The sequence below is a fragment of the Rhizobium sp. SG2393 genome (assembly GCF_042610495.1).
Lineage (GTDB): Bacteria > Pseudomonadota > Alphaproteobacteria > Rhizobiales > Rhizobiaceae > RU20A.
Window position 1 is genome coordinate 201,205 of sequence record NZ_JBHGAP010000005.1, and the last position, 21,125, is coordinate 222,329.

Here is a 21,125-nt window from a genome sequence, read left to right on the forward strand (position 1 = left end):
ACCATGCCTCACCGCGCGTCGTCGGCGAAGATGTCCTTCTTGTGCGTGCCGCCGGGCACGAAGAGCACGCCGATGACGACCGTCGCAGCGGCGATCACGATCGGGTACCACAGGCCGCCATAGACGTTGCCGGTCTGGGCGGAGATGGCGAAGGCGGTGGCCGGCATCAGGCCGCCGAACCAGCCGTTGCCGATATGGTAGGGCAGCGACAGGCCGGAGTAGCGGATGCGGGTCGGGAAGAGTTCGACCAGCATGGCGGCGATCGGACCGTAGACCATGGTCACCAGCAGGATCAGATAGGTCAGGATCAGGATGACCGTGATCTTCTGGCCGGTGAAGATGTCGAAGAAGTTGCCGGCCTTGATGACCGTCGTGTTGGCTTCCGCGCTCAGCGGGTAGCCGGCGGCCGTCAGCGCGTCGTTGACAGACTTGGTGAAGGCGGCCGGCACTGCCTTGACATCGTCACCGGCAAGCGTTGCGGCGTTGTAGGCCGGGATGACGGTGTCGCCGATCTTGATCTGCGCCGTCGTGGCGGCCGCATCCTCGACCGTTTCATAATTCACCGAGGTCTTGGCGAGCGTCGATTTCGCGATGTCGCAGGACGAGGTGAACTTGGCCGTGCCCGTCGGGTTGAACTGGAACGAGCAGTCGCCGGGGGCGGCGGTCACGATGACCGGGGTCTGGTGGGCGGCATAGAGCGCCGGATTGGCCGTCTTCGTCAGAAGCGGGAAGACGGAGTGGTACGTGAGCGCGGCAATCAGGCAGCCGGCGAGGATGATCGGCTTGCGGCCGATGCGGTCCGACAGCGAGCCGAAGAACAGGAAGCCGCCGGTGCCGAGGATCAGAGACCAGGCCACCATGACGTTGGCGGTGAAGCTGTCGACCTTGACGACGTTCTGGATGAAGAACAGCGCGTAGAACTGGCCCGAATACCAGACAACGGCCTGGCCGGCGACGAGGCCGAAGAGCGCGATGAGGGCGAACTTGCCGTTCTTCCAGGTGCCGAAGGCTTCGCGCAGCGGGGCCTTGGATGCGGTGCCCTCGGCCTTCATCTTCTTGAAGGCGGGGGATTCATGCATCTGCATGCGGATATAGAGCGAAACCAGGAGCAGGATGATCGAGCCGAGGAACGGGATGCGCCAGCCCCAGAGATCGAAGGCCTTGATCATCTTCGGCGTGCCTTCCGGGTTCATGACGGCGGCACCGGCCGCATCGAGAACCGGGGTCGGATCCCAGTGGCTGTTCACATAGCTCTGTACCGAGAGGATGACGACGAGCGAGAGCAGGAGCCCGAGCGTTGCCGTCGTCTGGATGAAGGCCGTGAAATAGCCGCGCTGGTTGGCCGGCGCGTGCTCGGCCACGTAGACAGCGGCACCGCCATATTCACCGCCGAGCGCCAGGCCCTGGGCCATACGCAGGATGATGAGGATGATCGGCGCGGCCGCACCCCAGCTGTTGTAGGTCGGCAGCATGCCGACGAGGAAGGTGGAGAAGCCCATGATGAGAATGGTCATCAGGAAGGTGTATTTGCGGCCGATGAGGTCGCCGAGCGCCCCGAAGACCAGCGCACCGAAGGGCCGCACGATGAAGCCGGCGGCGAAGGCCAGAAGCGCGAACACGTTGCGCGTTGCTTCCGGGAAAGCCGTAAAGAACTGCGCGCCGATGATGGCCGCCAGTGAGCCGTAAAGATAGAAATCGTACCACTCGAAGACCGTGCCTGCGGAGGAGGCCAGGATGACCTTCTTCTCCTCCGCTGTCATGGGACGCGAGCGGTCCCCGACATTGCTGATATCCGTCGCTGCCATTGAAAAATTCCTCCTCCAGTGTTCGCCGTGACTGACGAGTCCGGCGTCCTATTCCCTGTCCCGGCCACCGCCGCTTCCGTCCTCGACCTCCCGGAACGGACACGGCCCCTGTGGCGGCCAGCCAAACGAAATCCGCATCCTTCCCATGGCGCGGCTGCCGCCCGACCGCACTCCGCAAGGGATGGTTTGTCGGGCGCCATGATCCTTTGTAACACGCTGGAGGCGCGCGGTTCAGGACGACTTTGGTTGAAGAGAGGGGGTAAGACTGTGGATGAATGCGTTCTCCATGACTTACCTTTTGATCGCTTTGCGGGCTTGCGATCGCCGCGCGGCGCGGCGGCGCGGGCGGCATCCTTATACTTTCCTTATCTCCTGCCCCCACCTTCCCAATCGAAACCTGACCGTCATCGGGCGTAAGCCGGTTCCTGTCTCAACAGGAGCATCGACATGTTCGATTTCATCTTCATCGCGCTTGGCTGCGGCACGCTTCTCGTGCTGGCGCTCTACGCCCGCGCGCTCGACCGGCTGTGAGGCGGCATCATGCTCGAACCTCTCTTCGGCCTCCTCGTCGCCATCGCCCTTGGCATCTATCTCGTCGTGACGCTTCTGCGTCCCGAGCGGTTCTGATCGGGAGCGCGCCATGACCACCGTCGGATGGCTCCAGATCAGCCTCCTCCTTCTCGCCGTTCTCGTCGTCATCAAGCCGCTCGGCCTTTACATGGCCCGCGTCTTTGCCGGCGAGCGCACCCTTTTGTCCCCCGTGCTGGGCCGGCTGGAGCGCGATCTCTACCGCCTGAGCGGCGTCAATCCCGACAGGGAGCAGAGCTGGCTTGCCTATACGCTTGCCATGCTCGTCTTCTCTCTGGCCGGGTTCCTCGCGCTCTACGCGATCCTGCGCCTGCAGGGCGTTCTGCCGTTCAATCCGCAGGGTTTCGCGGCGGTGCCGTCGGATCTTGCCTTCAACACGGCGGTCTCCTTCATCACCAACACCAACTGGCAGAACTATGCCGGCGAAGCGACCATGAGCCATTTCAGCCAGATGGCCGGGCTGACGGTGCAGAATTTCCTCTCGGCCGCCACCGGCATGGCGCTCGCCGTCGCCTTCACCCGTGCGCTGGCCCGCTCGCGTGTCGCCACACTCGGCAATTTCTGGGTGGATATGACGCGCGCGACGCTCTACGTGCTGCTGCCGCTCGCCATCGTCGTCGCGCTCGCCTTCGTCGCCATGGGCCTGCCGCAGACGCTCCAGGCCTCCGTGACCGCCACCACGCTCGAAGGCGCCAATCAGGTGATTTCGCTGGGGCCCGTCGCCTCGCAGGAAGCGATCAAGCAGCTCGGCACCAATGGCGGCGGCTTCTTCAACGTCAACGCCGCCCATCCGTTCGAGAACCCGTCCGCCTGGTCGAACTACCTCAACATCTTCGCCATGCTCTCGATCTCGGCGGCGATGGTCTACACGTTCGGCCAGATGGTCGGAAACCGGCGGCAGGGCTGGGCGCTGATCGCCGCCATGGCCGTGCTCCTGATCGCCGGCGTTGCCGTCACCTACTGGGCGGAAGCCCAAGGCAACCCGATCCTGACGGCGCTCGGCGTCGATCCGGCACTCGGCAACATGGAAGGCAAGGAGATCCGCTTCGGCCAGGCGATGACGGCGCTCTACACGGCCGTGACCACGGGCCTTTCGAATGGCGGCGTCAACGGCATGCTGGGCTCGATGACGGGGCTCGGCGGCCTCGTGCCGATGTTCCTCATCCAGCTCGGCGAAGTGCTGCCGGGCGGCGTCGGCTCGGGTCTCTACGGCATGCTGGTCTTCGCGCTGCTGTCGGTCTTCGTCGCCGGCCTCATGGTCGGCCGCACGCCGGAATTCCTCGGCAAGAAGATCGAGGGTCGCGAGATGACCTTCGCCATGCTGGCCGTGCTGATCCTGCCGCTCGTCATCCTGGGTTTCACCGCCGTTTCCGCCATGCTGCCCTTCGCCGTGGCGAGCATCGGCACATCAGGCCCGCACGGCCTGTCGGAAATCCTCTATGGCTATACGTCGGCCGCCGGCAACAACGGCTCGGCCTTCGGCGGCCTCTCCGGCAATACTGTCTGGTACAACACCACGCTCGGCATCGCCATGCTGCTCGGCCGCTTCGCCTATGTCGTGCCGGTCATGGCCATTGCCGGCTCGCTCGCCGCCAAGGTGAAGACGCCTGCCTCTGCCGGCACCTTCCCCACAGACGGCCCGCTCTTCGTCGGCCTTCTCATCGGCATCATCCTCATTCTCGGCGGCCTGCAGTTCTTCCCGGCGCTGGCGCTCGGCCCGATCGTCGAACACCTCGCCATGCTCGCCGGCCAGACCTTCTAAGGATTTTCCCATGTCCAACGACAAGACCCATCCGGAGACGCGGGAGGCGCACCGCGCGCCCGGCCTCTTCGACCCCGACATCGTCGTGCCCGCGCTTGGCGATGCGGTGCGCAAGCTCGATCCGCGCCAGCTGCTGCGCAATCCCGTGATCTTCGTGACGGAAGCGGTCGCGGCCGTCGTGACCGTGCTCTTCCTGCGCGACCTCGTCACGAACCCTTCTGCCGCCGGCTTTTCCGGCCAGATCGCCGCCTGGCTCTGGTTCACCGTGCTTTTTGCCACCTTCGCGGAGGCCGTGGCCGAAGGGCGTGGCCGTGCCCAGGCCGACAGCCTGAAGAAGACCAAGTCGGAGCTGGTCGCCCGCCGGCTGACCGCCGATGGTCGCACCGAGACGCTTCCCGCCTCGATGCTGAAGATCGGCGATGTCGTGCTGGTTGCGGCCGGCGAACTGATCCCCGGCGACGGCGAGGTGATCGAAGGCGTCGCCTCCGTCAATGAAAGCGCCATTACCGGCGAATCCGCCCCCGTGATCCGCGAATCCGGCGGCGACCGGTCTGCCGTCACCGGCGGCACCCAGGTGCTGTCGGACGAGATCAAGGTGAAGATCACCGTGCAGCCCGGCTCCTCCTTCGTCGATCGCATGATCGCGCTGATCGAGGGCGCGCAGCGGCAGAAGACGCCGAACGAGATCGCGCTGTCCATCCTGCTTTCGGGCCTGACGCTGATTTTCCTCTTCGTCTGCGTCGCCATCTGGGGGCTCGCCGGCTATTCCGGCACGGTCCTGTCGGTCACGGTGCTCGCGGCCCTGCTCGTCACGCTCATCCCCACCACCATCGGCGGTCTGCTCTCGGCCATCGGCATTGCCGGCATGGACCGCCTCGTGCGCTTCAACGTCATCGCCACCTCCGGGCGCGCGGTGGAGGCGGCCGGCGACGTCGATACGCTGCTGCTCGACAAGACCGGCACCATCACCTTCGGCAACCGCATGGCGAGCGACTTCCTGCCCGCCCCGGGCGTGACGGCGGCAGAGCTCGCGGAAGCCGCGCTCATCGCCTCGCTGTCGGACGAAACGCCGGAGGGTCGCTCCATCGTGGCGCTCGCCAGCGGCGAATTCGGTATCGCACAGCCGAAGACAACCTTCGATGCCATCATCGGCTTCACCGCCGAAACGCGCCTCTCGGGCGTCGATATCGGCCCGCGCCGCCTGCGCAAGGGTGCTGTCGATGCGGTGCTGCGGTTTGCGGGACTGACCGAACAGGCCGCGCCGGAAGACTTCCGCCGCGCCGTCGATGGCATTGCCCGCAGCGGCGGCACGCCGCTCGCCGTTGCCGATGGCGACCGTCTGCTCGGCGCCATCCACCTGAAGGACGTGGTCAAACCCGGCATCAAGGAACGCTTTGCGGCGCTGCGCGCCATGGGCATCCGTACCGTTATGGTCACCGGCGACAACCCGGTCACCGCCGCCGCCATCGCCTCGGAAGCGGGTGTCGATGATTTCCTCGCCCAGGCGACGCCCGAAGACAAGCTCGCCTATATCCGCCGCGAGCAGCAGGGCGGCCGCCTGATCGCCATGTGCGGCGACGGCACGAATGATGCGCCGGCGCTTGCCCAGGCCGATGTCGGCGTGGCCATGCAGACCGGCACCCAGGCTGCCCGCGAGGCCGCCAACATGGTGGACCTCGATTCCAGCCCCACCAAGCTCATCGAGATCGTCGAAATCGGCAAACAGCTCCTGATGACGCGCGGGTCGCTGACGACGTTTTCGATCGCCAACGATGTCGCGAAGTATTTCGCCATCATCCCCGCGCTCTTCGTCGCCACCTATCCCGCACTTGGCGCGCTCAACGTCATGGGGCTGGCCTCGCCGCAATCGGCCATCCTCTCGGCCGTCATCTTCAACGCGCTGATCATCGTTGCGCTGATCCCGCTCGCCCTGAAAGGTGTCGCCTATTCGCCGGCCGGCGCGGCGAGCCTTCTGCGCCGCAACCTGCTCGTCTACGGCCTCGGCGGTCTCGTTCTTCCCTTCGCCGGCATCAAGGTCATCGACCTCGCCGTCAGCGCCCTTCATCTGGTGTGATCATGCTCAACCATCTCCGCCCCGCCTTCACCCTCGTCGTTGCCTTCACGGTGCTGACCGGCCTTGCCTATCCGCTGGCCATCACCGGCATCGGCCAGACCACCTTTCCCGATCAGGCCAACGGGTCGCTGGTGACGCGCAACGGCGCCGTCGCCGGCTCCACGCTGATCGGGCAGGCCTTCACGAGCGCGCGCTATTTCTGGCCGCGCCCCTCCGCCACCGGACCGGACGCCTATAACGCCGCCGCCTCCTCTGGCTCCAATCTCGGCCCGACCTCCGTCAAGCTTCGCGACCGAGTCGCGGCGGAGGTGGAGCGCCTTGCCGCGACCGGCATGACCCGCCCGGTGCCCGCCGATGCCGTGACCACATCCGGCTCCGGCCTCGATCCGGATATCTCGCCGGACTTTGCCCGCGCGCAGGTTTCCCGCATTGCCGCCGCGCGCGGTCTCGGCCCGGCCGATGTCGCCGCGCTGGTGGAGCGCCAGACGCAACATCCCGCCTTCGGCCTCATCGGCGAATCCCGAGTGAATGTGCTAGAGCTCAATCTGGCACTCGATGCCCTGACGAAGTGAGCGTGAACGCATGGCGGATGACGACCGCAGGGACGAGCGTCGTCCCGATCCCGATGCCCTGCTTGCCCTGGCGGACAAGGACCGCCGGGGCAAGCTGACGGTTTTTCTGGGCGCCGCCCCCGGCGTCGGAAAGACCTATGCCATGCTGTCGCGCGCAAGGCGGCTGAAGGCTGACGGCATCGACATCGTCGTCGGCCTGGTCGAGACCCATGGCCGCAGCGAGACGGCGGCCCTTATCGACGGGCTGGAGGTGCTGCCGCGCCGGCGCGTGCCGCATCGCGGCCGCATGCTGGAGGAGTTCGATCTGGATGCGGCCCTTTCCCGCCGCCCGCGCATCGTCATCGTCGATGAGCTCCCCCATTCCAACCCGGACGACAGCCGCCACCCCAAGCGCCATCAGGACATCGAGGAACTGACCGCCGCCGGCATCGATGTGTGGACGGCGCTCAACATCCAGCATCTCGAAAGCCTTGCGGATCTCGTCGCCGAGATCACCGGCGTCACCGTGCGCGAACGCGTGCCCGATACCGTGCTGAAGCGGGCCGACGAGGTGCTGCTGGTCGATCTCGCGCCCTCCGAACTCATCGAGCGGCTGAAGGAGGGCAAGGTCTACCTGCCCGACAGCGCCAGCCGCGCCGCCGACAGCTTCTTCCGCCTCGGCAATCTGACGGCGCTGCGCGAACTGGCGCTGCGCCGCACCGCCGACCGGGTGGACGACCAGATGGTCGATTACCTCAAGCAGAACGCCATCGACGGACCCTGGGCAACGGGCGAGCGCCTGCTGGTCTGCGTCGGTGCCGATGCCCTGTCGGAGAAGGTGGTGCGGGTCGCCAGCCGGCTTGCCTCAGGCCTCAACGCCCCCTGGCTGGTCGTCTCCATCGAACGGGCCGACCGCGAGGTGGAGACGCCCGAGCGGCTGAACCGCATCGACACGCTGTTTCACCTCGCCGAGGCGCTGGGGGCGGAAACGCGCCGGCTGACCGGCAATGATTTCGTCGCCGAGATCCTGAAACTCGCCCGCCGCGAACACGTGACCCAGATCGTCGTCGGCATCCGCAGGCGCAGCCGGTGGCAGGCGCTCGTCAGCCGCTCGCTGCCGGACGCGCTGGCGCGTCAGGCGTCCGGCCTCGGCATTCACGTCGTCACGGGCGACGGCGAGACCGGCTTGCACCTCTCCCCCGCCCTGCCACGCCCGCTGCTGAGGGACCTGCAACGCTCCGCCCTGACGGCGCTCGGCTTCGTTGCCGCGACCACGCTGATGGCCGTCATCATCGACCGCTTCGTCAACCTGCCGAACATTTCGCTGATCTTCCTGCTGGCTGTGCTCGGCGCTGCCGTCGTCGGGGGCTATGTCGCCGCCTTCCTCGCTGCGGCACTGTCCGCGCTCGCCTATAATTTCTACTTCATCGATCCCATCCACACCTTCACCATCGCCGCGCCGCACGAGGTCTTCGCGCTCTTCATCTTCATCGCCGTGGCGGTGATCGCCGGCGGTTTTGCCTCGCGCATCCGCGAACAGGCGGAGGCGGCGCGGGTGCGGGCGAGCGCGCTGCAATCGCTCTACGATTTCTCCCGCAAGCTCTCGACCACCGCGAAAAGCGAGGACGCGCTTTGGCTCGCCGTCTCGCAATTGCAGGCGAGCCTCAGGCGAAAGGTGGTGCTGCTGCTGCCGAAGAAGGGCGAGTTGACCGTGGCCGCCGCCTGGCCGCCGGATACGGAACTCGATCTCACCGACTACACCGCCGCGCGCTGGGCCCATGACAAGCGCGAGGCGGCCGGCCACGGCACCGGCACGCTTCCCAACAGCCGCTTCGCCTTCCGCCCGCTCTCCGGCCCCCACGGTATCGTCGGTGTGTGCGGCATCGAGCATGCGGGCGAGCGGCTCGACCTCAATGCCGAGCGCGCGCTGGCCGCCATCCTCGACCAGACGGCGATTGCGCTCGACCGCGCGCGGCTCGCCGACGAGACGGTGGAGCAGGCCGCACGGCTGGAGGGCGAGCGCTACCGCGAGGCGCTGCTCTCCTCCATCTCGCATGACCTGCGCACGCCCCTTGCCACCATCACGGGCGCCGTCACCGGGCTTCGCGAACTCGGCGACCGCATGAGCGCGGAAAGCCGCGACGATCTCCTGCAGTCAATCGAGGAGGAAAGCGGCCGGATGAGCCGTTTCGTCGCCAATCTCCTGGACATGACGCGCATCGAGGCCGGCACGCTGAAGCCGAAGCGCGACTGGGTGGATGTCGCCGATGTCGTTCAGTCGGCGGTGGAGCGCACCCGCAAATATGCACCCGGCCGGCAGATCGACACGGGGATCGCCGCCGCCCTGCCGCTCATCCGTGGCGACAGCGTGTTGCTGTCACAGGTGCTGTTCAACCTTCTCGACAATGCCGTGAAATATGGTGGCGACGCCCCGGTCAATGTCTATGCCCGACGCGACGAGGGGGACGTGGTGATCTCCGTCACCGATCTCGGACGCGGCATCCCGGCCGAGGATCTGGACCGGATCTTCGAAAAATTCTATCGCAGGGGCAAGCCGGACGGCCGCGCCCCCGGCACCGGGCTTGGCCTATCCATCGCCCGCGGCTTCGTCGAGGCCATGGGCGGTCGCATTCATGCCGAAAGTCCTGCCTTGAAAAAGCGCGGAACGCGGATCGTGATGCGCTTTCCCGAAGGCGATGCCAGGACAGATCCATGACGAGCGAAGCCCGCATTCTGGTGGTGGACGACGAGCCGCAGATCCAGCGCTTCCTGAAGCCGTCGCTTGCGGCCGCCGGCTACGATGTCGTGGAGGCCGCAACGGGAGCGGAGGCCCTGAAGGCCGTCGCGACAAGGGCACCCGACCTCGTCATCCTCGACCTCGGCCTGCCCGACATGGACGGCAAGGAGGTCATTGCCAGCCTGCGGGGCTGGTCGGACATCCCCATCCTCATCCTCTCGGCCCGCGACCGCGAGAGCGAGAAGATCGCAGCGCTCGATCTCGGCGCCGATGACTATGTCGAAAAACCCTTCGGCATCGGCGAACTCACCGCCCGCATCCGCACGGCCCTGCGCCACCGGGGCCGGCGCGACGCGATCCCTGCCGTCACCGAGGTCGATGGCCTCAGCATCGACCCGGTCAAGCGGCTGGTCACGCGCGCCGGCGAGCCTGTGCATCTGACGCCGAAGGAGTACGATCTGCTGCTCCTCCTTGCCCGCCACGCCGGCCGTGTCGTCACCCACCGCACGCTGCTGACGACCATCTGGGGCCCCGCCCACGCCGACGACCTGCACTACCTGCGCGTCTTCATCGGCCAGCTCCGGCAGAAGATCGAACGCGACCCCACCGAACCGCAGATCGTGCGCACCGAGCCGGGCGTGGGCTACCGCATGGCGGACCAGGACTGATATCGCGCGGCCGATGGGGCACCCGGCTTGCCCGGCTGCGGTGTCGCCTGTAGTGTCGGCATCATCGGTGGGCTTGGTCCGGAGGCGACATGGCTTATGCACGCGTAGGGCTTACGATCCTTGGCCTGTTCATGGCGCTGGCGGGCCTGATCTGGATGGCCCAGGGCAGCGGCCTCTTTCCCTATCCGGCGTCGAGTTTCATGATCAACCAGAGCCCCTGGATCTGGCGTGGATTGCTGACGCTTGTCCTCGGTCTGGTCATCGCCTGGGCGGCGCGCCGCTTCCTCCGCTGACAGGCGGCAGAGCCGCCCTTATCGCATCACCTTCTCGAACAGGAAGCCGTCATCGTCCGGAAGATCTCCGGGGCCGGGCTGATGCGGATCCGTGTGCCTGGCATTGAAGAACGAGATGATCTTGAAGCCGCACTTGTTGACGTAGAAGTGGATGTTCCGCTTCTCGAAATACGGCGTGTGCGTGCGCCAGACGACGGTCTGCGGATAGCGCGCTTCAATGGCAAGCCAGGCCTGATGGCCGACGCCATGCCCATGCTCGCCGACCTTCACGAAGAAGAGGTCGAGCGTGTTGTGATGAGTTTCCGGATCGATCGTCACCACGGCGCCGCCGATCTTGCGGCCATCGCGCAGGATGCGCAGCGTCGCGGCTCCCGGCGCGTAGATGGACATATCCAGATCCTCGTCGGAGGGGATCGGACCATCGGGGAGATCGCCGAATGTATCGACGACGGCGATGGCGAAGGCCTCCTGGAGCTCTCTCTTGAAGGCCGGGATATCGCCTGCATCGGCGGGTGCCAGGGTCACAATATTGCTGCTCATGTCTTTCTCGCGACAGTGCTGGAGGATCGGGATCGAAAACGGCCCGGACGCCCGGCTCCACCGAAGGAATTGCCGTGCGGCCTCAATCGGCCCCTCCTCCCTCCCTTAGAAGGACTGGCTTGAGACTGTGTGGAGGGGATGTGGAGATTGTGTGGAGGCCCCGCCTGCGGCCAGCGGCTCAGGGGACGGGCTTGCCGAAGGCAATTTCGAACATCGCCCCGCCTGCCGGGGACGGCGCATAGCGGACCTTACCGCCATGGGCCTCGACGATGGCGCGCACGACGGACAGGCCGAGGCCATTGCCGCCCTTCTCCATCGCGCCCGAGCGCTTGCCCCGCCGGAACGGTTCGAAGGCCGCGGACGCGATGTCTGCGTCAAGACCCGGCCCCTCGTCGGCGATGCGCAGGATCACCTGATCATCGGCCACGCGAAGGGTGATGTCGATGACACCCCGGATGGCATAGCGGCGCGCATTGGTGATGAGGGCCAGAAGGGCCTGCCGGATACGCATGGCATCGACACGCACGACGACATCGTCCAGGTCGAGCCGCAGATCAAAGCCATCCTGTTTCAGCTCCTGATCCAGCACGCCCGCCAGCCGCAGGATCTCCTCCTTCAGACGGACGGGCTGCAGGTGCAGATCGAGGTGGCCGCTGTCGGCGAGCGTAACCGTCCGAAGGTCTTCGACAAGCCTTGCCAGCGAGTCCACCTGCAGGACAAGCGCGTGAAGAGAGGCTTCATCCGGTTCGAAGACACCGTCGATCATACCTTGCAGCCGCCCTTTCAGGATGGTCAGGGGCGTGCGCAATTCATGGGCGATGGTGGCGTTCCACAGGGTCATGTCGGCAGCCATATCCTGAAGGCGCTGGGCCATGGCGTTGAAGTCCTGAACCAGAAGCGCGGTCTCGCCCAGGGAGTGATCGCCGGGCACGGCGCGCGCCGACAGGTCGCCGTCCTTGATGCGCCGGGCGCTCGTCGCCAGCGATTCCAGCGGTTCCAGAATACGGCGCGCCAGCCTGATCGCGGCGACGGCCGCAACGATGAGCGCGATGAAGATGAGGATGGCGAGGATGATGAAGTCGAAGCCCGTCAGCCAATTCTCGGTATCGTCGGACCAGGGCGAGAAATAGAAAAGGATCGTGAAGGCCAGGTAGGTTCCGAAGAAGACCAGCAGACCGGCGGCCACGGTGACGAAGGCCATGGCGACAAGAATCTGCCGGCTCAGTCCCTTCGCGATCATGGATCGACCGCCAGGCGGTAACCGACGCCCCGGATGCTGGCGAGCATGCCCTCGGCGCCGGCCTGTTCGAGCTTCTTGCGCAGCTTGCTCAGATGGCTGTCGATGGTCCGATCCAGCGCATCCGATCCGGAGAGGCAGGCATCCACCAGTTCGCTTCGCGAGAACACCTTGGTGGGCGTGCGGGCCAGATGGGCGAGCAGCCGGAATTCCGTCAGCGTCAGTGACAGGGTGACCGGCACGCCGTCCTTGTCGATCCTGACCTGATAGCTATCGAGATCGATCGTCAGGGCGCCGGCGCGGATCATCACTCCTGCCTGGCTGAGGCCGGCCCGGCGCAGGACCGCCTTGGCCCGCGCGACAACCTCGATCGGGTTGAACGGCTTGACGATGTAATCGTCCGCACCGATGCGCAATCCCTGCAGGCGATCGACATCCTCATCCAGTGCCGTGATCATGATCACGGGCGTGCGGCCGCGCCTCTGGATTTCCGCCAGAAGCTCCCAGCCATCCAGCCGCGGCATGGTGATGTCGGCCAGGACAATGTCGGGCTTCAGCGTGCGGTGCAGGTCCAGCGCCACCTGCCCATCACGGGCGTGGACGGTGCGAAAGCCCTCGCGGGTGAAGTAGGCCTGAAGAATGCCGGCGATCTCCGCATCGTCTTCGGCGATCAAAACGAGTTCTGCCATGGTTATTGCGCTCCTCCCGATTTCAATGCCACCGAACATTCAAAGCGTCGAGTGGGCGCGGCCCAGCTCCACACAATCGCAACACAGCCTCCACAAAGCCCCAACGTCCCGTCGCTAGTGAGCCGTCCTGACAAGCTCGTCAGCAACTTGGATGGTGGATACCCATGCTTCGCGGCTCCCGCTTCTGGACACTCGGCGTCCTGTGCCTGCCGGCCCTGCTTCTCTGCGCCTGCAGCGATCGATCCGACGGCGACGCGAACGCGTCTTCGCAGACGCCGCCGGCGCGGGTCAGCGTCACGACCGTCCAGCCGCAGGCGGTCACCGTCTATGACGAGCTGCCCGGCCGCGTCGCCGCCCTCAGGACAGTGGAGATCCGGCCGCAGGTAAACGGCATCATCCGCAAAACGCTGTTCGAGGAAGGCAGCGTGGTGACGGCCGGCACGGCGCTATTCCAGATCGATCCGGCGCCCTTCGTCGCTGAGGCCGATGCGGCGGCTGCCGTTCTGGCGCGCGCCGAAGCCGAACTTTCGAATGCGACGGTGAAGTTCGACCGATCGCAACGGCTTTCGGCACAGAAGATCACCAGCGACGAGGCCTTCAACAATGCAACGGCAGCCCTCGCCCAGGCCAAGGCAAACGTGGCGGAAGCCAGGGCCAATCTGGCGCGGCGACGGCTTGAGCTGTCGAATGCCACCGTGCGCAGCCCCATCAGCGGCATCATCGGCCAGTCCTTCATGAGCGAAGGCGGACTGGCATCCGCCTCGGCGACCGCACCGCTGGCGGTGGTGCAGCAGATCGATCAGGTCCATGTGGATGTCCGGCAATCCTCGATCAGCCTCGAGCAGTTGCAGGAGACGGCACCGGAGGCCGGCACCGGCGATCCCCAGGCCTTGCCGGTGTTCATACGCACCGTCACCGGCAAGCCCTATGCGCATGCCGGCCATATTCTCTTCTCCGACATTTCGGTCGATGCCGCCACGGGCAGCCTCGGCATCCGCATCCGGGTTCCCAATCCGGATGGGCAATTGCTGCCGGGCATGTTCGTTCGCGCCGTGGTGCCGCGGGAGGTTCATCGTGCCGCGCTCATGGTTCCCCAGGAGGCGGTGAGCCGCAATGCGGCGGGAAAGCCGGAACTCGTGGTCATCGCCGCAGACAGGACCGGCGAAAGACGGGCGGTCGAACTGGGGCCGCTGGTGGACGGACACTATCTCGTGACCAAGGGCCTTGGCGCCGGCGAAACCATCGTCGTCCTCGGGCAGGAGCGCGTGCAGGCCGGGCAGCCGCTCGACATTACGCCCTCGGCGGTCGCCACGCGGCGTCAGGACTAAGGGAGGAAATGATGCCACAGTTCTTCATCGACAGGCCGGTCTTCGCCTGGGTCATCGCCATCCTGATCGTGATTGCGGGTGTGATCTCCATCCCGCAGCTTCCCGTTTCGCGCTTTCCGGTCATCGCGCCGCCGAGCGTATCGATCTACGCCACCTATACCGGCGCCACGCCGCAGGTGATCAACGACAGCGTCACCAGCGTCATCGAGCGGGAAATTTCCGGCGCGAAGGACGTTCTCTATTTCGATTCATCGGCCGATTCGTCGGGATCGACGACCATCACCGTCACCTTCAAGCCGGGCACCAATCCGGAACTGGCGCAAGTGGATATCCAGAACCGGCTGAAAGCCGTGGAGGCGCGGCTGCCGGAGCCGGTGCGGCGCGCGGGACTGACGGTCGAGTCCGCCTCTGCCGGCTTCCTGATGATTGTGTCCTTGAAGTCGAAGGACGGAACCATCGATGCTCTTTCGCTTGACGATTACCTCGTGCGCACGATTGCGCCCGAGCTGAAGCGCGTGGCCGGCGTCGGGCGGGTACAGTCCTTCGGCTCCGAAGCCGCCATGCGGATCTGGATCGATCCGGTCCGCCTGCTGGCCCACTCGATCTCGATGGCGGAGGTGACACAGGCCATCCAGACGCAGAATATCCAGGTGGCACCCGGACGTCTGGGGGATGCGCCGACGGTTCCCGGGCAGAAGGTCAGCGTTCCCCTGAATGTGCGGGGGCAGCTGCAATCGCCCGAGGAATTTGCCCAGGTCATCGTCAGATCCAATCCCGACGGCTCGCGGCTGACGCTCGGCGATCTCGCGACAATCGAGATCGGGCCGCAGTCCTCGAGCTTTGCCATCCTCGATGGTGGCAAGCCCGCCACCGCAGCCGCCATCCAGATGACGCCCGGTGCCAATGCCGTCAGCACGTCTGCCGGCGTGCGTGCCCGCATGGCCGAACTCGCGCTGACCATGCCGGCCGGGCTGGAATATGCGATTTCCTACGATACTGCGCCCTTCGTGAAGATCTCGATCCAGAAGGTGGTGCAGACGCTCGCCGAAGCGATGGTGCTCGTCTTCCTGATCATGCTGCTCTTCCTGCAGAACGTGCGCTACACGCTCATTCCCGCCATCGTGGCTCCGATTGCCCTTCTCGGGACCTTCGCCGTGATGCTGGCGATCGGCTATTCCATCAATGTGCTGACGATGTTCGGCATGGTTCTGGCCATCGGCATCATCGTCGACGACGCGATCGTGGTCGTTGAAAATGTCGAGCGGCTGATGGCCAAGGAGGGATTGTCGCCGCGCGCGGCAACCCGCAAGGCGATGGGCGAGATCACCGGCGCGGTGATCGGCATCACGCTGGTGCTGACGGCGGTCTTCCTGCCGATGGGCCTGGCGTCCGGTTCGGTCGGCGCGATCTACCGACAGTTCACGGTCTCCATGGCCGTTTCCATCCTCTTCTCTGCCTTCCTGGCGCTGAGCCTCACGCCTGCGCTGTGTGCCACGCTGCTGAAACCGATCGGCCCCGACCATCACCCGAGCAGGGGATTCTTTGGCGGGTTCAACCGCGCTTTCGATCGCCTGACGGCGGGGTATGCCGGCTGGGTGGCGGGTCTTGTCCGGCGGACCGGAAGGACCATGGCCGTTTACGCGGCCATCGTCGCTGCGGTTGGCTTCGGCTACACGACGCTTGCCACCACCTTCGTGCCGGAAGAGGACCAGGGCTCCTTCATGACCTCCTTCACCTTGCCGGCAGAGGCCACGGCCGAGCGCACGCGCGATGTCGTCGACCTGTTCGAGGCGCATGTCAAAGGCCGTCCCGACATCGCCAACAACCTGACGATCATGGGCTTCGGCTTTTCCGGCTCGGGACCGAACACGGCCATGTCGTTCACGACACTGACGGACTGGAGCAAGCGCACCACGGGCGTGGACGCGGAACTGGCCGCTGCCGCGCAAGCCATGTCCGCGGCCAGCGAGGGCGAAGTCTTCAGCCTGAAGCCACCGGCAATCGATGAGCTGGGGACGACATCAGGCTTTTCGCTGCGGTTGCAGGATCGCGCCAATCAGGGCGCGGCCGCACTCGGCGCGGCGGCGGCCCAGCTGACCGAACTTGCCTCGCGAAGCAAACTCTTGCGCGACGTTCGCGTCGACGGGCTTCCGAGCGGACCAAGCGTCACCCTCACCATCGACCGGCAGAAGGCTGCGGCGCTCGGCCTTGCCTATTCCACCATCAGCGACACATTGAGCGGCGCCGTCGGCTCCAGCTATGTCAACGATTTCCCCCGCAATGGCCGCCTGCAGCAGGTCATCGTGCAGGCCGAGCCGAAAAGCCGCATGCAGGTGGACGATATCCTGAGCCTGCACCTGCGCAGCGATGCGGGCAAGATGGTGCGTCTTTCCGAGATCGTGACGCCGGAATGGTCCACCATCCCGCTGCAGGTCACGCGCTACAACGGCTACCCGTCCACCAGTCTTTCCGGATCTGCGGCAGAGGGCGTTTCCAGCGGCAGGGCCATGGATGAAATCGAGCGGCTGGCGCTCACCCTTCCCAAGGGCTTTGCCGTCGAATGGACGGGACAATCGCTGCAGGAACGTCAATCGGGCGCACAGGCGCCGATGCTGATGGCGTTTTCCTTCCTGGTCGTCTTTCTGGTGCTGGCAGCCCTTTACGAAAGCTGGTCGGTTCCCCTCTCCGTCATGCTCGTCGTGCCGCTCGGCATCATCGGAGCCGTGATCGCCGTTCATCTGCGCGGGCTGGAGAATGACGTGTTCTTCAAGGTCGGACTGATCACGCTGATCGGCCTGTCCGCCAAGAATGCCGTGCTCATCGTCGAATTCGCCCGCAAGCGTCAGCGCGACGGGATCGGGCTCGCCGAAGCCATCGTCGAGGCCGCGCGCCTGCGCCTGCGCCCCATAGTGATGACCTCCCTCGCCTTCACCCTGGGCGTCGTGCCGCTGGTAATGGCTTCCGGCGCCAGTTCGGAAACCCAGAACGCCATCGGAACCGGCCTGTTCGGCGGAATGATCTCCGGGACGCTCCTGGCGCTGATCTTCGTCCCGGTCTTCTACATCTTCGTGATGCGCCTCACCGCCAAGCCGGACGGGGGTGCGGATAAAAAGTTGGAGTGCTTCATAAGTTCAGACCGAGGCTCTGACGATACTCGACCGGGCTGAGCGATCCTAGCGATATCTTGATGCGCTTCTCGTTGTACCAGCGGATGTAAGCATCCACCTCGGTGACGAACTGTTCGATCGTGATGGTTTTCCAATCTCGTGGATAGAAGAGTTCCGTTTTCAACCGGCCGAAGAAGCCTTCGCATGCAGCGTTGTCTTGTGAGCAGCCCTTCCGGGACATCGAGCGAACCATCTGCGCGTTGCTGATCCGTGTTAGCCAGCCGGGCCAACGATAATGAGCTCCGCGATCGGAATGGACGATTGGCCGGTCCTCCCCGTTGGTCACGGTCTCAATGGCGGCATCCAGCATGGTATTGACCAGGCCTGCATCTGGTTGCGTTCCAATCGACCAACTGATTACCATGCCGTCGAAGCAGTCGATGATGGGCGAGAGGTACACCTCCCCGGCCGGGATCTGGAACTCGGTGATATCCGTCAGCCATTTTACGTTCGGCGCTTTTGCGTGGAAGTCACGATTGATCAGGTTCTCCGGCGCGGGACTGATCTCTCCCAGATAGGATCCAAACCGCCGTCGACGCGGCTTGGCGACAATCAGTTGCTCCTGCTTCATCAGACGCTGCACAACCTTCTCCGAGATTGTCACGCTTTGCCTGGCTAGCGACGCCTGCAATCGGCGATAGCCGTAGCAGCGACGGTTTGCTTCGAAGACTTCCGCAAGGCTGTGACGAATGGCGGCATACTTGTCTGCCAGACACATGCGTGTGCGATGGTAAAAGTAGGAGCTCCGGGCAATTCGGAGCTGGGCGAGCAGCTCTGGCAAGCGATAAACTTCCTTCAGGGCGTCAATCAGCTGTGTCTTCTCCCGATTGCTCAGGATCTGCAGATCGACGCCCAGGTCTTTTTTTATGAGTTCGTTGGCCTTCTTCAGGAGATCATGCTCGAGTTGCAACTGGCGGATATCACGCTGCAGGACTTCAAGCTGTCGCTCGAGTTCCTCACGTTCAGGCACCTTGGAGTTCGCTTTGCGGCGTTTCATGGATGATGGGGCCTCATGACCGAGAAGCTGGTCCTTCCAGCTGTACAAGGTCGGCCTTGAGACGCCCAGTCGGTCTGCTACCTGTTGTGCGGTTTCATCTCCACCGCATAGCCCGATGACACCAGCCTGCCGCACATCCTCGCTATAACCCGGATGCCATGACCGACCGACCATCGATGTTCGCGTCTCCGGAAACGCCTCACGAACCCAAGCGGTCAGTGTTCCTCTTCCAGGATAGCCGAGCGCCCTCATCGTCGCGGAGATGCAACGATCATGGGTGCGAAAGTGCTCGAGTGCGGCCTGCTTTTGGGCCTCCGAGAATTTCGGTGCTCGAGCTACCGCCTGAACACGCAAGTCGCGGTTCTCGACGTACTCCCGGTACCAGCCCTTCAGGGCATTCTTTGTAGGATAACCCAACTGCCGAATGGTCGCGTTAAGTCGCTTGCCCAGCCTGAGATACAGCTCGACCGCTCGAAGTCTGTCTGCGTAGGAATACATGAACTACCTCCTTGGTGGTCCAAGTTTTCGTCCGCACCCCCCTTCAATCGACGCATCTCGTCGGGCAGCAGACCCGCATATTTCTTGCGCCAATTGAAATAGGTTGCTTGGCTGATCCCAGCCTTCCGGCAAATCTCGGCCACCGGCACACCATCATCGCCCTGCTTCAGAATGAACGCCTTCTGGGCGTCCGAGAACTTCGATGCCTTCATGCTTCCGCTCCTTCTCCCAGCCGGGAAGTTACCGCGGAAAACTCCAGTTATGAACGATCCAGTTTTTAGGGATCAGAGCAGTCCCAGAGCAGAAAACTCAAGACTCTCCCGAAAATTGGAGGGAAGTCAGGGCTCAGGTCACGAGCCACCTCTTTCAGGAGGAACACCTTAACTCGGTGTCCATGAAACCGGCAGCAGGCCAACCTTTCTTATCTTATGTCGAGCTGACGCCCACCTATTAGCCCTCAAGCGACCTCGTATCCCGCTTTCCTTAGTGAGTATACGACCGTCCTCACAATTTGGCGCGTGGCCGTCCCCCAGTCAGAATACACTCTCACACTGACTTGAGGCGCTTTATGCAAGTTGTGAAGGTCTTGCACAGCTTTTGCGAATGCATAGCACCCACGATAACAGCGCTGGGCGGCGGGATATTGATCGACATTCGGTATCAGCTTTTGGTCAACGAAGCCCTTGTCCGTGTTCTCCGTGAGCCGCTTGGTATTTTCCGGCCAAAACTTTGTTTCGGCTGCGGTCCGCGGCTTAGCTAGGCCCGTGGCATAGCGGTCTACGAACAGTTTTGCGTCACGAGACAACGCTTCAAAAAAATGCTGCGAAACGACAAACAGATCGAAGTCTGACCGGCCAACATCGTATGGGCTACCAAACTTGTATCCCGCGAGTGAAAACCCCAAGCGGCCGCTCCCCGTCATGCTCACGTCTTTCGGATGCAAGCCTAAACTTTGAGCGAGCCGCTCACGCGCAATTTCGTAAACGGCGGGCTGCCTAGAAAATGCAAATGGAATACCCTCACACAACCACAAGCGCACAAATCGGTATACATCTTCCCTGCTTAGCGCTCCAAACGAGCCCCACTCTGAGGGGTTCGGATAAGATTGGGTTAAGCTAAGCATCCACGGCGAAATCATCCGGTCTAGTCCCTCATGGCAGCCCAGTTCTTGATGATATAATCGACCCTCATCGAGTGCCTCTGAGCAAAACGGGCGGTAGGCACCTTGGGCATAGGCACCTTCAACATGGCTGCTAGCGCGGCCGCTTCCTCGATGCTGCAGGCATCTAGATCGACCCCAAGCCTAGCCGCAGCCTGCTCAATACCATTGGCTCTCCAACCGAAGTACGCGATATGCAAGTAGCAATTGATTAACTCCGCCTTCGGAAAAGCCCTACTCAGCCGCGATGCTAAAATTATTTCGGAGCACTTTCTTCCCAGAGTTAGCTCATACCGCCCTCGAATAGTACGGACAAGTTGCTGCTCAATGGTGCTGGCGCCTTCAAGGCGACCGCCTCGTGCCCACTTAATTGCCGCACGTAAGAGAGCGATCAAATCCACACCGCTGTGTCGCATGAAGCGACGATCCTCTGCAACCAGCACGGCGTGAATGACAGTGTCCATGGTCCGCCGCTGCGCAGTGCTGTTTGATAGCAAATACTTTACAGCAGCCACAAGATGCTCAAAATCTCGACGATAAATCATAGCGCTCATCACATTCGTGGCGCCCATGGTATTGCGCTGTCCCGCTGAACTCAACTCAACTGGTACGGCGGAATGACACACCTGTATACGCCCCCGGCAAGCCGGTCGGCCGCCCGGATGTCAACGCCTTCGTCGGAAGCCTCGTAGGCCTCGGCGCCACCAAAGGCGTCTTCGTCACCACCTCCACCTTCAGCCAGCCGGCCCGCGACTACGTCAAGCATCTGGCCCAGCGGGTGATCCTGATCGACGGGCAGGAACTGGCCGACCTCATGATCGAACACGGCGTCGGCGTCCGCAGCTACCGCACGGTGGAGTTCAAGCGGCTGGACGAGGACTTCTTCGGCGACGAGTGATTGCAGGCTTGCTGAACCGCACCGGGTTTGCCGGAGGCTGCAACTTCTGAGAAAGTGGAGCCACTATGAGCAAGACAACGAACAAGTTTTCACCTGAAGTCCGTCAACGCGCCATTCGTATGGTGTTGGATCAC

The 21,125-nt window shown here is 64.0% G+C and carries 16 protein-coding genes and 1 pseudogene; 10 read left to right on the plus strand and 7 right to left on the minus strand.

The window, feature by feature from the left end; genetic code table 11:
• Positions 1 to 8: 8 nt before the first annotated feature.
• Entirely contained in the window at positions 9 to 1,760 is a 1,752-nt protein-coding gene (locus tag ACED18_RS13615; protein WP_377293107.1) for an MFS transporter, read from the minus strand.
• A 585-nt stretch (positions 1,761 to 2,345) separates the two neighbouring features.
• Between ACED18_RS13615 and kdpF the strand changes: the two genes are divergently transcribed.
• The 7 genes from kdpF (at position 2,346) to ACED18_RS13650 (ending at position 10,478) form a co-directional block, all read left to right on the plus strand.
• Entirely contained in the window at positions 2,346 to 2,432 is an 87-nt protein-coding gene (gene kdpF / locus ACED18_RS13620) for a K(+)-transporting ATPase subunit F (RefSeq protein WP_377293109.1), read from the plus strand.
• A gap of 13 nt (positions 2,433 to 2,445) precedes the next feature.
• Entirely contained in the window at positions 2,446 to 4,155 is a 1,710-nt protein-coding gene (gene kdpA, locus ACED18_RS13625) for a potassium-transporting ATPase subunit KdpA (RefSeq protein ID WP_377293065.1), read from the plus strand.
• Positions 4,156 to 4,165: 10 nt separating this feature from the next.
• The gene (gene kdpB, locus ACED18_RS13630; RefSeq protein ID WP_377293067.1) at positions 4,166 to 6,229 is read left to right on the plus strand and encodes a potassium-transporting ATPase subunit KdpB; all 2,064 of its coding nucleotides are present in this window, start codon (positions 4,166 to 4,168) and stop codon (positions 6,227 to 6,229) included.
• A 2-nt stretch (positions 6,230 to 6,231) separates the two neighbouring features.
• The gene (kdpC, locus tag ACED18_RS13635) at positions 6,232 to 6,801 is read left to right on the plus strand and encodes a potassium-transporting ATPase subunit KdpC (RefSeq protein ID WP_377293069.1); all 570 of its coding nucleotides are present in this window, start codon (positions 6,232 to 6,234) and stop codon (positions 6,799 to 6,801) included.
• 10 nt (positions 6,802 to 6,811) lie between these two features.
• Positions 6,812 to 9,496, plus strand: coding sequence for an ATP-binding protein (locus tag ACED18_RS13640; RefSeq protein WP_377293071.1), 2,685 nt, complete (start codon positions 6,812 to 6,814; stop codon positions 9,494 to 9,496).
• Positions 9,493 to 10,185 (plus strand): response regulator, encoded by a 693-nt coding sequence (locus tag ACED18_RS13645; protein WP_377293073.1) that lies wholly within the window; start codon positions 9,493 to 9,495, stop codon positions 10,183 to 10,185. The genes ACED18_RS13640 and ACED18_RS13645 overlap by 4 nt, the downstream gene beginning before the upstream one ends.
• Before the next feature lie 89 nt (positions 10,186 to 10,274).
• Positions 10,275 to 10,478 (plus strand): hypothetical protein, encoded by a 204-nt coding sequence (locus tag ACED18_RS13650; protein ID WP_377293075.1) that lies wholly within the window; start codon positions 10,275 to 10,277, stop codon positions 10,476 to 10,478.
• A gap of 18 nt (positions 10,479 to 10,496) precedes the next feature.
• Here ACED18_RS13650 and ACED18_RS13655 read toward each other — a convergent pair whose 3' ends face one another.
• From ACED18_RS13655 to ACED18_RS13665, 3 genes are all read right to left on the minus strand, one after another.
• Positions 10,497 to 11,018 (minus strand): GNAT family N-acetyltransferase, encoded by a 522-nt coding sequence (locus ACED18_RS13655; protein ID WP_377293077.1) that lies wholly within the window; start codon positions 11,016 to 11,018, stop codon positions 10,497 to 10,499.
• Positions 11,019 to 11,196: 178 nt separating this feature from the next.
• Positions 11,197 to 12,258, minus strand: a complete 1,062-nt coding sequence (locus ACED18_RS13660) for an ATP-binding protein (RefSeq protein ID WP_377293079.1) — start codon at positions 12,256 to 12,258, stop codon at positions 11,197 to 11,199.
• Positions 12,255 to 12,944 carry a response regulator gene (locus ACED18_RS13665; protein WP_377293081.1) on the minus strand — a complete coding sequence of 230 codons (690 nt, stop codon included), beginning with the start codon at positions 12,942 to 12,944 and terminating at the stop codon, positions 12,255 to 12,257. The genes ACED18_RS13660 and ACED18_RS13665 overlap by 4 nt, the downstream gene beginning before the upstream one ends.
• A 164-nt stretch (positions 12,945 to 13,108) precedes the next feature.
• Between ACED18_RS13665 and ACED18_RS13670 the strand changes: the two genes are divergently transcribed.
• Both ACED18_RS13670 and ACED18_RS13675 read left to right on the plus strand, forming a co-directional pair.
• Positions 13,109 to 14,272 (plus strand): efflux RND transporter periplasmic adaptor subunit, encoded by a 1,164-nt coding sequence (locus ACED18_RS13670; protein WP_377293083.1) that lies wholly within the window; start codon positions 13,109 to 13,111, stop codon positions 14,270 to 14,272.
• An 11-nt stretch (positions 14,273 to 14,283) separates the two neighbouring features.
• The gene (locus tag ACED18_RS13675) at positions 14,284 to 17,439 is read left to right on the plus strand and encodes a multidrug efflux RND transporter permease subunit (protein ID WP_377293085.1); all 3,156 of its coding nucleotides are present in this window, start codon (positions 14,284 to 14,286) and stop codon (positions 17,437 to 17,439) included.
• On the opposite strand, the gene ACED18_RS13680 is transcribed toward ACED18_RS13675, so the two are convergent.
• From ACED18_RS13680 to ACED18_RS13690, 3 genes and pseudogenes are all read right to left on the minus strand, one after another.
• Positions 17,396 to 18,934: an IS3 family transposase gene (locus ACED18_RS13680; RefSeq protein WP_377293087.1), complete on the minus strand. Its 1,539-nt coding sequence runs from the start codon at positions 18,932 to 18,934 to the stop codon at positions 17,396 to 17,398. The genes ACED18_RS13675 and ACED18_RS13680 overlap by 44 nt on opposite strands.
• A 23-nt stretch (positions 18,935 to 18,957) precedes the next feature.
• Positions 18,958 to 19,146 (minus strand): annotated as a pseudogene (locus ACED18_RS13685) (transposase); the annotation flags it as partial.
• A 931-nt stretch (positions 19,147 to 20,077) separates the two neighbouring features.
• Positions 20,078 to 20,665 (minus strand): biosynthetic peptidoglycan transglycosylase, encoded by a 588-nt coding sequence (locus ACED18_RS13690; RefSeq protein WP_377293089.1) that lies wholly within the window; start codon positions 20,663 to 20,665, stop codon positions 20,078 to 20,080.
• Between the two features lie 32 nt (positions 20,666 to 20,697).
• On the opposite strand from ACED18_RS13690, the gene ACED18_RS13695 reads away from it, so the two are divergent.
• Positions 20,698 to 20,991 (plus strand): restriction endonuclease, encoded by a 294-nt coding sequence (locus ACED18_RS13695; protein ID WP_377293111.1) that lies wholly within the window; start codon positions 20,698 to 20,700, stop codon positions 20,989 to 20,991.
• Positions 20,992 to 21,125 lie beyond the last annotated feature (134 nt).

Bases quoted from the DNA above. Each gene is read 5' to 3' on its own strand.
- ACED18_RS13615 (WP_377293107.1), bottom strand. From the start codon at position 1,760: ATGACAGCGGAGGAGAAGAAGGTCATCCTGGCCTCCTCCGCAGGCACG.
- kdpF (WP_377293109.1), top strand. From the start codon at position 2,346: ATGCTCGAACCTCTCTTCGGCCTCCTCGTCGCCATCGCCCTTGGCATC.
- kdpA (WP_377293065.1), top strand. From the start codon at position 2,446: ATGACCACCGTCGGATGGCTCCAGATCAGCCTCCTCCTTCTCGCCGTT.
- kdpB (WP_377293067.1), top strand. From the start codon at position 4,166: ATGTCCAACGACAAGACCCATCCGGAGACGCGGGAGGCGCACCGCGCG.
- kdpC (WP_377293069.1), top strand. From the start codon at position 6,232: ATGCTCAACCATCTCCGCCCCGCCTTCACCCTCGTCGTTGCCTTCACG.
- ACED18_RS13640 (WP_377293071.1), top strand. From the start codon at position 6,812: ATGGCGGATGACGACCGCAGGGACGAGCGTCGTCCCGATCCCGATGCC.
- ACED18_RS13645 (WP_377293073.1), top strand. From the start codon at position 9,493: ATGACGAGCGAAGCCCGCATTCTGGTGGTGGACGACGAGCCGCAGATC.
- ACED18_RS13650 (WP_377293075.1), top strand. From the start codon at position 10,275: ATGGCTTATGCACGCGTAGGGCTTACGATCCTTGGCCTGTTCATGGCG.
- ACED18_RS13655 (WP_377293077.1), bottom strand. From the start codon at position 11,018: ATGAGCAGCAATATTGTGACCCTGGCACCCGCCGATGCAGGCGATATC.
- ACED18_RS13660 (WP_377293079.1), bottom strand. From the start codon at position 12,258: ATGATCGCGAAGGGACTGAGCCGGCAGATTCTTGTCGCCATGGCCTTC.
- ACED18_RS13665 (WP_377293081.1), bottom strand. From the start codon at position 12,944: ATGGCAGAACTCGTTTTGATCGCCGAAGACGATGCGGAGATCGCCGGC.
- ACED18_RS13670 (WP_377293083.1), top strand. From the start codon at position 13,109: ATGCTTCGCGGCTCCCGCTTCTGGACACTCGGCGTCCTGTGCCTGCCG.
- ACED18_RS13675 (WP_377293085.1), top strand. From the start codon at position 14,284: ATGCCACAGTTCTTCATCGACAGGCCGGTCTTCGCCTGGGTCATCGCC.
- ACED18_RS13680 (WP_377293087.1), bottom strand. From the start codon at position 18,934: ATGTATTCCTACGCAGACAGACTTCGAGCGGTCGAGCTGTATCTCAGG.
- ACED18_RS13690 (WP_377293089.1), bottom strand. From the start codon at position 20,665: ATGGGCGCCACGAATGTGATGAGCGCTATGATTTATCGTCGAGATTTT.